Origin of the sequence: Photobacterium sanguinicancri (assembly GCF_002265265.1) — a bacterium.
Classification (GTDB): domain Bacteria; phylum Pseudomonadota; class Gammaproteobacteria; order Enterobacterales; family Vibrionaceae; genus Photobacterium; species Photobacterium sanguinicancri.
In genome coordinates this window covers 50,477-62,684 of the sequence record NZ_NOIF01000006.1, presented here as the reverse complement: position 1 = coordinate 62,684, position 12,208 = coordinate 50,477, and the positions used below count along the sequence as shown (strand labels likewise).

The following is a 12,208-nucleotide window of genomic DNA, read 5'->3' as shown; positions in this document are numbered from 1 at the left end:
TAGCTCCGTCTGTTTGGCTAGGAGATGTGTTTAAGATACATTTTGGAGGTCAGTTACTGAAGAAGATATAAGGATGTGGCAAGGGTTCCTAGTAAGCCAAAGAGATAGTTCCAAAAATGTTAAACCATCTGATGATACCATCTTCAATGATGCCTCTTTAGTGTTTAGTTTTTACTCTTGGGCGAAGAGAAAAGAGTTCCCGGTCCTAATTAACACCACAAGTGTTAGCTGGAAGTATAATTATCGAGAAAATAGCAAACTACGTTCTAACAAAAATATGCTAAGTGGCAGCTATCCAGAAACTGGAAACATAGACATTGGGAAGAAGAGCAACCGCAATTGGACTAAGTTTAAAAGATCACAAATAATAATAATGAGTAATGATAATATAAGCTCTCTTATGTCATCTTATAGTGACATTGTTTATCCAGCTATGTTTATGCACGCCCTTTCGACAGGATTACGTGCCGTCGGAGTTTGTCAAACGCCATATATAGGTTATGGTGAGAACAACCATATCCGAACATATCCAGAAATATTAAATACTCTTAAACCTGTTGGCAGCAATGAGATAAAAACATTTGATTTCAGGGTTGTTGAAAAAGGAAGTAAGGCTAGGATTGTCAAAGTTAACCTTAGTGCTTGGAAATCAGTTTGTGAGTTATATTATCCATATTATGCAGAGCGAAGAGCTAAATATAAAAAGAAATATCCAAACGGAAACCCAGATCATCATTTCTTTTTGGCAAAAAATGGTAATCCTGTTACCCCATCGATGATTTCTTCAGCGACCAACTATGCCAAAGGAAAACTCAATAAATTTAAATGGTCATTTCGTAACTCACGTGACTGGTATGCCACAAATTTTATTATTCAAAGCCTTACTAAAGAACAGATTACAAATGGCTATTATAATATTGCAGTCGATGAGGCACTTCAGGCCCAGTTAGGTCATAACGATTATAAAACAACTTATTATTTCTATATTCGAGTTGCATCAATTATCTTGGCTCTAGAATCTGGTCATCTAGATTATACGTTAGGTAAGTCACAAGATTTTTGGACAGATATAAATAATGAGGTTATTCATGGAAGGTAATTCAGATAAGAGCTAAATGAAGTTCAGAAGCGATAATTAACCCCAAAAGAGGTTTTATTAAAATATTGCCCCCCTACTTCATGATATTTAACTCATATTCAGCCTTACACTTCGGAGGGCAGTTATAATTAAATTGTACAATTAGCCAGCTGATATCATCATTTTCAACAGGACAGAAATAAATTATCGATTTTGCTAATTGAGCAATACATAAATCACTTCAAGTATGGCAAAAGTCGTTTCTAACATACCCAGCATTGGTAGTACAGAACATGTTACATCAGACCGAATTAAGTGGACATTAAGGTATCCTTGTTAATACCTTAATGCCTACTTAGTTGATGACTTAATGACATTAGTGAACATAATAATCAGATTAGTTTAGCCAATCCATTCGCCACTTAGTTAGTCATAACAAGCCAAAGGCTTAGCATTGTTAGGGCTTATTCTAATAACGGATAAGATAACAATGGATTTAATGTGTCTCTGGACAAAACCTAGTTAGATTATTTGGTCTAACTAGGTTAATTCAGATAAGAAAAAGTATCTTGAAACCTTAAAAGTTTATGTGTTCATTCTAGCTATTTTATTAGCCGTTTTTTTAAGCTACCTGACCTTTCTCAATCCCATAAATGGCCCTTCCCCCTAATCAGTAACTACCTTTTTAAATCCGGGGAATGTTGCCAGTAGATGCTTTTCCTCATCACTGGTTACCACTTTGACAACAGTCAGGTTCTTTATCGTTCGTGAGCATGCAACATAAAACAGCTTCATGTTAGGGGACGTGAAGGCGCTACTAGGCTCTGTACTATTGTGGCTGAACTGAAACTTGTATTGATTCCAAAAATACTCATCAAGGACAACTAAAACGTTCTCAATACCAGATCCTTTGGTCTTATGCATTGTGATGTAATCACACTCTTCATTTAGATATCTGTAGTACCTAATTATCTCACTAAAGGGGATCGATTCAGAGAATAGCTCCTCGTAGAATCTCTCTCTTTTAAGATTGGATATAAACTCATTGAATGTTTCTTCAGTCAATTCAGGGACTTCTTTTACCATCTTAGCTAAGGTATTGGCTCCTGAGTTGAATATCTTTTTGAGCTGCTGATATGCTATATCTTTTTTCAACTCAGCTAAAAAAGAGTCCTTACGACCAACATATGCAAGGTAACTGTCTGACTTGGTGATAATATTTTCTTCAAAAGCAACCTCAAGAGTTTTAGCAATGCTTAGATCACCCGTAGTGATCTTCTCAAATGCGGCGACAATCTTTTCTTTGGCCTCAAGGTTGTTAAGCACAAACCCCGACTTCTTCAGTTCGGATAGTATGAAATTGTATCTCTTTTTTGCTCCGCTATAGGCATCACATAGTTCTACTAGATCAAGCACCTGAGTGCTTGAGAGAACCTTTTCGAGCTCATCTTTGACTTCCGTATACCTATCAGCAAACACCTTATATAAAGAAGCAAATCCAACTTTGCCTGCAATTGACTTGTTTGTAAGCATCAACTTCTTATGAGAGGATTCTTTACCATCAGCCAAGTCAATTAACTTGTCGACGAAATCAAGGTATGCCTGCTTTTCTTCAGAACAACTCCTAGAATGAGGTTTGTTTTTATCCCAGATTGCATAAAGCAACCTAACCTGACCTTGTCTATCTTTTAAGGTCTCTTTGGTGCCATCTTTTTTAACCTTGAATGCAGGTTCTTGCCTTAGATCATCCTCTCTAAGAGCATTCACAAAGTTAATCACCTGTTCTGAACATCGGAAGTTATCTTCCTTTGGTATCTCGGCAAGGTCACCTGAGTCGATATAGGCACGCACATCTCCAATACCATCTGAGTATATGCTTTGCATTGCATCCCCAAATAATCCTATTGTGATTTTCTTATCTCTAGGGAGATGCTTTAAGAACACTTCAACCACGTCTTCATGTGTATCTTGGTATTCATCTATTAGGATGAAATCGTACTTATCACACAAGATCCTTCCTAGCTTTGAATAACGCATAAATAGCAAACTTGTAATCTTAAGCAGGCTATCATGCCCAAATGAAAGGTCATTGAATCGGTCAAAACGTGAGTCATTGTATCTAATGATCCTGTGATCCTTACCATCAATGACCTGCCGAACTTCAGTATTCAAGTCAGCTATTTTCTCATTGAGTGTCTGGCTGTATTCATTTGGCGCTTTGTCATACTCTCTTTTACCAAGCTCTTTGGGTGAGGTCTCGCCTTTGACAATATATTTTAACTTTGCATACTTCTTATAAGCACTCTTGTAGTTTTCATGGTTAGCTTTTTTGAGATCATTACCAGTTAGCCCAGAACTATCCTCAGTCTCAACTTCTGCATTAGCGACTATAAATATCTCATGTATAACTTTGTGAATTGCTTTAGTGTAGTTCTTAATTAGGGAGCCAAGAAACGAATGTATCGTGGATATGTTGTAACCTTCTCCTACGCGGTCAATGATTTCATTAACAGCTAAGTTGGTATGAGTGATACATGCAATTCTCTTCTTCGGATAATCTTTGGACAGGAGCTGTAGTGTTTGCTTTAGTGTTTCAGTTTTCCCACAACCGGCCCCTCCCTGTAAAACAAAACTCTTCTTATCGGCAATGCACTCTTGAATTCTTTGCTGTGGTGTTACTTTGCGATCCACTTTAATCCCTCCTTAATATATGAAGGGGGATTCCACTTAAGGTTATCCTTTGAAAGAGCGAGGTAGAGTATAGAGGAGGCAAAGCTAGACTTCCCTTTGCTATCAAGCATTTCCTCCACAAACTTGTCAGGGTCTGACTTGCAGTCATCAAACTTATCCTTGTTTTTAAGTCCATCGACATCGTCTAGATTACTGCCTATAGAGTCCATATTCGCACTCACAAATGCTTCTTCAAAACTTCTACCTTGGTATCCGTCTTGAACATCCTGATAAGCAACCTTGATCAATGGTGATGGGGCATCATGGCTATGTTCTTTTAGTTTATCCATCCATGCTGAGAAACCCTTATCACCAAATTCCGGTGATTTATAGTAATGCCGTAAGGTTCCATTGCTAGTATGAGTGCCAATTTTTGCAGCGCATGCATTGTAAGTCTTTCTTCCCTTCTCACTCTCACATTCTTTGGTTGTATCTAGATCTGTAATGATGAGTGTCTTTATCTCAAGGAAGTCGAGAAAGTGCTTAAATGCTTTTGCATTCGCCCCAACTTCGAGGATCGATATATTTTGAGAAGTGAGTGCAATATCACCCTTATCACCAAGGCCATCTGTATCAAATTGATTGATGAAGTATGGGAGGAGCATTTTTTCAGAAGTACCTTCTATGAAGATTATCTTCTCTGCAAAAAATAGTTCTGAGGACTCAATTGTTAAATATTGGTTGAGAAACTTGAAATTCTCCTTTTCTACCTTGTCGATATCAGTATTCCTTTCATCAGCATACCTTGCTTGTAACTCTATATAGAAATTCCGAATCTCTGTATTAGCTTCATCCTTTTGGATGCGAAAGTAGCGAATGTCCTTGAAATTGCATTTTTTGACGATATGAGCAGAATGAGTTGAGATGAAAGTTTGAAGCCCTTTAATCCCTTTTAAAGTTTCTGTGATTTGGTCAATAAAAACATACTGTAGTTGTGGATGGGTGTGAGCTTCAGGCTCTTCAATAAACAGAAGGTTTATATCTCGCCCGCTCTCTTCAAAATCTGCCTTCTCTATCTCTATGTTAAGAAGAAGGTAAAGTATGTTCATGTATCCCAAACCATTTTGATGTTCAGGAAGTTCAGTGCCATTTATTCCATAGGTGATCTTAGAATGACTTGCCATAACCTCCTTGGACTGAAGATCGGACACAACGTTTAGGTCAGTAAGTCCAAGAAAGGACTTTGCGTTCTGAAGGAAAGGAGAAAAGAAGGCTTTGTAGTTACTGCTAAGTTGGCTATCTGCTTCAATAATTGATGAATTGATCCCGTCTAGCTCATCATGAGAAACCTTGACTTTGCTGTTGTAGAACTGTGTTGTTAGATATGAAAGAATCTTTCGATCTTGAGGCTTTGCATCCGAACTCGTTACATTTCTATTGGCTTGAATTATCTTCAAATTGATTAGGTTATTAACATCAGATGCATCTTTGGGGATTAGATTAGAACGATGTTTCGGCTCAAAATCACTAAAGTTATCAAAGATGTAGTATCTAACTTGAATGTAATCAGAAAGGTTCTTTTTGATGAACTCATCTTTTCTTTTGGTAACAGCATCAAGATCCTTTAGTAGTTTTGATTTGTTGATCGTTGCTTCAAAGGAAATTCGTGCTGTGTTGGATTTCGGGTCAAGATCTACAATGAATTCAGAAAGGTTCTGTAGATTATCTTCTTCGCCATACTTAATACTAAGGGATAGTCTTATTGCCAGTGAATACTCATCTGTCTTTTCACTGAGCTTAAGAATGTCTTCACGCAGACTCAATGGGAAGTCATCGTAGTAGAACTTCCTTGACTTCAGGAATTTTTCAAACACTACGATAAAAGATGTCTTGCCAGAATTATTTTTTCCTATCAGAAGAGATAGTTCGTTATTTAACTCATCTTCCAGATCTAATGTTGTATCTTTAAGTTGCCTGAAATTCTGTATTCGTACATTGCTTATGTGCATCTTTTTTCCTTGTGATAAAGGGACGCAGGAATTCCCTCTTCCAGAACGCATCAATCATTAATTTATCGCTAAAACTTACTTGTTAAATTAAATAATTTCAATGAATTAAGTCAAATTAAATAACAACAAATAAATCTCCGACTCGTTCACGATTCGAAATTCAGTGCAGTAAGTATGATTAAGCATATCGGCCCAACTAACTATACATACCGAGCCGCTTTTCAACAGAAAGGCTTTGCATTAGGTAGGTTAAGGGAAAAGTCGAGGCGCTGAAGCACATGAAGATGTGGCCCAAAACGATTTTGGTGCAAAAGTTAGTTACTCGACCAATAAGCAGACAGTGCCTCCCCCGACCACGCATAGAGATTACCCCAACGTGACCAAGAAGAACGGATTGCACCTAAATGCGCACCAAAGTGCTCATATGTTAAGATATGATCAATTAGAGCCTCTCCTCTAACTCATTACACCTAATATTCAGGGAAAGAGCTTTTATGGAATTGAAACATAACGACCGAACAAATACGGCCTAAAACGTTACATTGGGTCATCAATAGAGCAACAAATCAGAAAAGATGCAGGTTGTGGTTGCGTCATCTGTTGTTCACTTTTCTGTGACTACGATCAATAAAATGTGGCTACTAAAGAACGTAAGATACTACTTAATTACAGGAAACTTGGTCAAAAAACACTCATTCAGAAATTAAAACTAACTCATTTTATGTGCCGGTAGCATATTAGAGCTAGCGCAGTTAAAGAATTGACAGATTGCATGTCAACCAAGCCACATAATATTCCGAGCAATTAGTACCCGCCCTCCTCCTTCCACAAAAACAATCGTTACAAGCATATTTAAACTTAATCCTTGAAAATCAGTGCTATAGCTTCAGATTTTATTCATTTATTTACAGTCCCAAAGCCGAATCAAAACAAACAGTCAATCCATTAGTTATTTCACCTACCTATGTAGGAGGATATGCTAAAAGGCGAATAAAATAGAGCTCATTACGCATAAACAACAACAGTTGACTTGGCATAGCAACACCAACTAAAACGCTGATTTAAAAGGAGTTTAACTCACCCCACCCCTTGCTAAATCGTATCTCTTCCTTTATAAACATGCATAAATTCAGTCGTGGTAAGGAAGAGTGATGTGTTACAGGTGTTATGATCCTGAAGAAGTCAATTGGATTCTTCAGCTCTCAAAAAAACTAAATTCGGCGATGAGTATAAATTGCAATGAAGATTATTATCCAATACGGGGAGTTAGAGCCTACATAACATTAAATAAAAAATCCGGGTTACTTGATGTTTCTTATCACACGAGTCAACCACATGATTCAAACCTTTTATCATTTCCTGTTCGCGATATAGGGCACCTTAGAGATATTGTTTTTCAAATCATAAAACTGGGTTATCGAAGTCTTTACTGGACTAACTCAGAAGAAGTTGAAGAGGTGTGTCCACTACCACCACTAGGGCTTGCACGCTTAAATTATTATTTGGCTTCTATGAGCTATTGGGACGGAAAATGTTGCACTTATAGATATCTTCAATCTGAAATCAGCTCTCTCGCAGATCGGGGCACAACCTCAACTGATGCTAGTACGGCAATGCTATTGGCGAAAATTCCAGTAGCTGGCGATTAACTCTAAATAAGGAGATCATTAATGGAAAAGATATTACTTATTAATACTTATGTCGTTGTGCCTGTTTTGATAGGAATCATCATCGGTATATTTGTCGGTATGTTTGCTACAGTGAAATACATTAAGCGACGCAAATGATTATCACTCCGTCACTTTATCTATCACAGCTGAAGTGACGTTTTTGTTTTGTAATTGCTATAAGCGATTTAAGAAAATGAATAAACCGAAAAACTCAAAAAGTCACACCGGATTGCAGGTTCTATATTTTGATGTTGTGAGCTTACTTCTCTCTACAGATTACCTCAATAAACATCCCCAAATGCGCTCTGTAACAGAGATAGAAAATTATTTCTCCATGAACCATGCTTCATTTTTAGAACAAGTTACACTCGATCCTGAAGGGGCTAAGTTACTAAACGTCTTTTGTATGAACTCCAACGTGCTTTTATACCCTCTGAGCACTTTGTTTCCTAGGGAATTTTTGATAATACAAGGAATTAAACAAGAGTACATAGCTTCAGACGAGAGGTTAACGCTCAGATTAAATGACTCCAATCCTATTCGAAGAATGTTAGCCCATTCCTATAAAATGAGTGCTGATTGGCGGGTTGTAGGTAACCTAGACCTATATGATAGGCAGCTCTCCAGTTTTTCAGGTAGGTACATTAAAGTAAGCAGTGCTTCAGGAGTCACAGAGAATCTCATCCGAGAAATAGCAGATTCATTTCAAAATGAATTGTAGTGATTCGTACTCAAATGAATAAATAAGTAAATGGATCACTACCAAAATATACAGCCAATATTCTGGAAAATATCTTATATTTGGACAGAACAGGAATGAGTTAGAGTAATAGCTTTACTGGGCATCGTTCTGATGAAGTAAGGTATGGAAATATGCTTCGGGCTTGTCCAGCACCCAGAATAGGTGTCGGCTGAGCAACACCTATTCTGTTATTCATGTTCAAAGCAAATTGACAGCTCACATCCAACCTAATCCATTTTTAGTCACAATAAGCTACTGGTTCATTGTCAATTAATAACTCAAGCTCAACTACTTTTCTATCAAGCCATTCACTAACTTCCTGAATGTACTCTTGCCATTCCTCATTAGCTTGCAAAAACTCTAACACTCGCGCTCTAGCTTGTCGCTGACCAGAAATGCCTGTCATTTTGTCAAAGTAAATGTGCCAATCGTTAAGTCCTTGAATGGAACGAGATGTGGCTTGTAGCTCTCTGAGTCGAGGGTCATCAATATGCGCTTGCTCAAAGAGCTTCTTGATATTAAATTCAGGGCTCCCTTTCTGACCCTCCGGTGCAAAGTATTTAATTTTAAATTCTTTTATTTGACCAACAACTTCACACCTATCATTATAGCGGTCGTTACCATTCAAATGTCGCTGACACTCAGAGAGTTTTTCATCTTCCTGTCTACATACATCACCATCCAGCACACATACGGTATTCTGGATGTCTTGATTCATTAACTTTTTGCCTGCTAATAAAGCGAAAGCGTTTGACCATGCACCAAATTTAGTCACATCAACGTGAGCGTGCAGATGCTTGCTGTAAACAAGGTTAAGCACTATGTCTTCAGCTAATTCATCTTCGACGTATATGTGAAGAGGTTTCGTCATAACCCCAGTGAGTTGGCTCATAACTTGAGGGTTTGTGTGCGGCATTGGCAACACTCCATTGCCAGTATTGAAAACACCGATGATGTTAATCTGTTCACTGAATTCCGAAATTGTCTCGCGGTGTGTAGAAAACACCACTTCAATTCTATTCTCTTTAGAACGCTGAATGATCTTCTCAATTAAACGCTTGAAAGCTGCACCGTGAAGTAGAACATCTATCTCATCAACTAGCAGCAACCCTCCTTTAGCAAGCATTGGGCTGTGTAGCGTATAAAGAATATTGAGAACTCGCTTTTCACCCGCCCCCATAGAGTGTTCGCTGTAAGTTATACCGTTAAACTCTAGCCCGAACATTGTGTGAACTTTGTCGCCTTTCTTTATCGTACAGCTATTGAGTGACTCATATTCTCTACCAAGCACATAAATCATGTCTTGCTTTATTTTGTCTGCCGCAACGTGAGCTAATTCTTCAGTTTCGTATTCTTTATAGCGACTTGCGTTCTTATCTTCGTTTAACGTTGCAAGATCATGTAGTCCGATATAAGCGGACTCTCTCTCATGCCTACGACCATAGATTGGAAGCCATCGACTTTGTTTCTTTCCGGGCTTTTTGTAATAAACTTCATGATCATCTTTAGTGACTGGTTGAGGAGATTTGGCTGGGTTTAACTCGTCAAACTCAAAGTCGATTTTGAACTCGCTACCATCCCAACTTGCATCTTTGTTTGGAGTAAAGAAGTGAGAAAGACGGTTGAAATCTTTTGATGTCTGTTTGCCTTTGGGTTTAAACGCACAAGCTAAAGCATGTATGATAGTCGACTTACCTGATCCATTCACACCAACAACAGCTGTGATATTCTTGACAGAGTCAAAGGTCAAAGGAAAGTTTTTGATACCTTTCAAGTTTTTAATGTGAAGTTTTTTCAGACGATAGTTATATCGACTGATTTTGGATTTGCTACCCTTTGCTTTACCCATGTGAAGAACTCACTCCTAGCGACTAGGTCTTATGACATGCGCAAATAGTATCATGACTAGACTAACTGGAAGCAAGTTTTCATACAAAACAACCATATGGGCTTGTGAGTGTGACTGGATAGTCATGAGATTTTAGGACACATTAAGGCTAACAGAATATGTATGGGCCCTTGTTCCAAATGATTTGGGGCATTTTTGATTAATACTGATTTGTGCAGCAGCTGAACTTTTTCATCGCTCATGCAAATATTACAAATTATGCAACAGTTCAACTGTCGAGGAATACTCAGTAGTTGATGGACTAGAAAATCAAAAAAGGCGATACAAAAGCACTGAGAGTAAAAATTAGATACTGACTTCACGCCATTATATTTATCCATTTTTTAATTAGCATCTCTTGAATTAGACATTGTATACCTATACATAATAATTAGTGCTTTAGGAGGTGAAACAGCAAGTTGCATTGTTGTTCTTGAATGCACGACAAACGAAATTCATTTGACTATAGGAGTCATTTATGGCGAAAGGTTCGAGTATTAACGGTAACGGTGGTAATGGTAGTGGCAACGACAGCTATACGATTACTGGGCGCGGAGAGGTCAGTAGAGCGCAGCTAATCCGAGAGGTCAAGCAAGGTAAGCATCCTGATACCCACATCTACAAACGCAATGGTATTGAGTACGCTAGGAACAACCCTAATCACGATAGACCAGATAACATTAACGAATAACCACTCTCCAAAGGGCTATGCTCAGTATAGCCCTTTAATTCTATCACCAATCATTAATGAACAATTTTTCTGTTGACCATGATCCGCATGCAGCTATTGTATATGTAGTTAGTTGCAATATGTCTGCATAAGTATTATTTGTTCAAATGAGAGTGTTCAGAAATATTATGAGTAACAACTCTAGGCCGGAATGAGGCAAAGATGAGTCAGCATTCACTTTAATGACTCGATACTGGACATAAGCGAGTAAGTTATTTTACTAATTTAATAAATGACGAATTAAATCTCAGAAAGATCAATTAACTCTAAATGATAAAAGTATCTTGATGCCTTAAGTTCTTGTTATTCGAATTTACACTGGTGGACTAACCTGACAAATTCCTGTGAAAATTCTTCAGCTAACTTTGTGCTATACGAAACAGTTAGTGTCTCATTATTAATATTTGCCGCTTTATTTGTCCAATTGAAAGAACCATGTGCGACAACCTTAAAATCAAAGACACAGAACTTATGATGCATCAACTTTTTTAGTGGGTCAGCAGTAATCAGTTCCACTTTACCATCTAAGTAATGACCAATATTGTTATTGATATCATCTTTATTCATAACAACGCGAACACTAAGCCCCTGCTGAACTTTGTTAATCAAAGCGTCGGCAAGGTCTTTATCTGTGAACCATGCAACTGCAACCCAAATAGAAAAACGAGAAGAGTTTATTGTTTCTAATAACTTATCTTTTTGACTTTCGAAGTACTGCTCAAAAGTCGGCTCTTCACTACGATAAAATCCTGAGTCAGGATTTCCAGCCAACTCGTTCAAGTGATCGATTAACGTTAGTACCTGTGTTCTAAGTTCCTTAGCTTGCCACATATGGCGTACATTGGTATTTACCTTAGAAACATCACAGAGAAAAGACTCACTTTGAAGGCGCTTTGCGCTATTAACGAACCGATTAACAACTTGCACATACGACCTTACGTGATCTTCCTGTTTATCTAAAAAATCGTGTTCGCTACACTCATCAAACGGAAAATTAAGTACGTCATTTGCTAAATTAAACACTTGCTGATTTATTTTCATACTCACTGTTCTTATAGTCTTATAACACCAATTAATTAGCTAACAACGCATTGCCCCCAAGCCTCGGCAAACCACTTAAAAGAGCAAAACCAAATTGGGAGCTTCGAGCGCTATCTACCCACCGAATTACTCTTCGTAAAAATAGATCTATGCAGTCATGGTGGAGCGTCAGTCAACCTCGATTATGATAACGTCACCAAGCATTAAATTCGCCTACAGGGGCTTCTACATGATCAGCAGTAGGAGAATTAAATACGATTTGACCGACTCTCCTTTAACTTATGGCGTCTTAACTATACTAGAGCTAGTGTTCTAAGCCCAGATGCACTAGTTATGACTAGTGTTGATTTCTTGACTAGACACTAGTTTACATTTTCTCT

Annotated in this window: 7 protein-coding genes; 3 read left to right on the top strand and 4 right to left on the bottom strand. The window is 37.9% G+C overall.

Going from position 1 to position 12,208, the window contains the following annotated elements; genetic code table 11:
• Positions 1-73 precede the first annotated feature (73 nt).
• Positions 74-1,099 carry a site-specific integrase gene (locus ASV53_RS02250; RefSeq protein ID WP_239928707.1) on the top strand — a complete coding sequence of 342 codons (1,026 nt, stop codon included), beginning with the start codon at positions 74-76 and terminating at the stop codon, positions 1,097-1,099.
• Between the two features lie 645 nt (positions 1,100-1,744).
• Here the strand turns inward: ASV53_RS02250 and ASV53_RS02245 are convergent.
• Both ASV53_RS02245 and ASV53_RS02240 read right to left on the bottom strand, forming a co-directional pair.
• Positions 1,745-3,769: a UvrD-helicase domain-containing protein gene (locus tag ASV53_RS02245; protein WP_094955925.1), complete on the bottom strand. Its 2,025-nt coding sequence runs from the start codon at positions 3,767-3,769 to the stop codon at positions 1,745-1,747.
• Positions 3,754-5,757 carry an ATP-dependent nuclease gene (locus tag ASV53_RS02240; RefSeq protein WP_094955924.1) on the bottom strand — a complete coding sequence of 668 codons (2,004 nt, stop codon included), beginning with the start codon at positions 5,755-5,757 and terminating at the stop codon, positions 3,754-3,756. The genes ASV53_RS02245 and ASV53_RS02240 overlap by 16 nt, the downstream gene beginning before the upstream one ends.
• Positions 5,758-7,620: 1,863 nt before the next feature.
• Here ASV53_RS02240 and ASV53_RS02230 point away from each other — a divergent pair.
• On the top strand, positions 7,621-8,148 hold the full coding sequence (locus ASV53_RS02230; protein ID WP_094955922.1) for a hypothetical protein: 528 nt from the start codon (positions 7,621-7,623) through the stop codon (positions 8,146-8,148).
• A 259-nt stretch (positions 8,149-8,407) separates the two neighbouring features.
• On the opposite strand, the gene ASV53_RS02225 is transcribed toward ASV53_RS02230, so the two are convergent.
• A complete protein-coding gene (locus ASV53_RS02225) occupies positions 8,408-10,018 on the bottom strand; it encodes an AAA family ATPase (RefSeq protein WP_094955921.1) in 1,611 nt (536 codons plus the stop codon).
• 517 nt (positions 10,019-10,535) lie between these two features.
• Here ASV53_RS02225 and ASV53_RS02220 point away from each other — a divergent pair.
• Positions 10,536-10,748, top strand: a complete 213-nt coding sequence (locus tag ASV53_RS02220; RefSeq protein WP_094955920.1) for a DUF3892 domain-containing protein — start codon at positions 10,536-10,538, stop codon at positions 10,746-10,748.
• Positions 10,749-11,090: 342 nt separating this feature from the next.
• On the opposite strand, the gene ASV53_RS02215 is transcribed toward ASV53_RS02220, so the two are convergent.
• Entirely contained in the window at positions 11,091-11,828 is a 738-nt protein-coding gene (locus ASV53_RS02215; RefSeq protein WP_094955919.1) for a phospholipase D-like domain-containing protein, read from the bottom strand.
• Positions 11,829-12,208 lie beyond the last annotated feature (380 nt).

Bases quoted from the DNA above. Each gene is read 5' to 3' on its own strand.
- ASV53_RS02250 (WP_239928707.1), top strand. From the start codon at position 74: ATGTGGCAAGGGTTCCTAGTAAGCCAAAGAGATAGTTCCAAAAATGTT.
- ASV53_RS02240 (WP_094955924.1), bottom strand. From the start codon at position 5,757: ATGCACATAAGCAATGTACGAATACAGAATTTCAGGCAACTTAAAGAT.
- ASV53_RS02230 (WP_094955922.1), top strand. From the start codon at position 7,621: ATGAATAAACCGAAAAACTCAAAAAGTCACACCGGATTGCAGGTTCTA.
- ASV53_RS02225 (WP_094955921.1), bottom strand. From the start codon at position 10,018: ATGGGTAAAGCAAAGGGTAGCAAATCCAAAATCAGTCGATATAACTAT.
- ASV53_RS02220 (WP_094955920.1), top strand. From the start codon at position 10,536: ATGGCGAAAGGTTCGAGTATTAACGGTAACGGTGGTAATGGTAGTGGC.
- ASV53_RS02215 (WP_094955919.1), bottom strand. From the start codon at position 11,828: ATGAAAATAAATCAGCAAGTGTTTAATTTAGCAAATGACGTACTTAAT.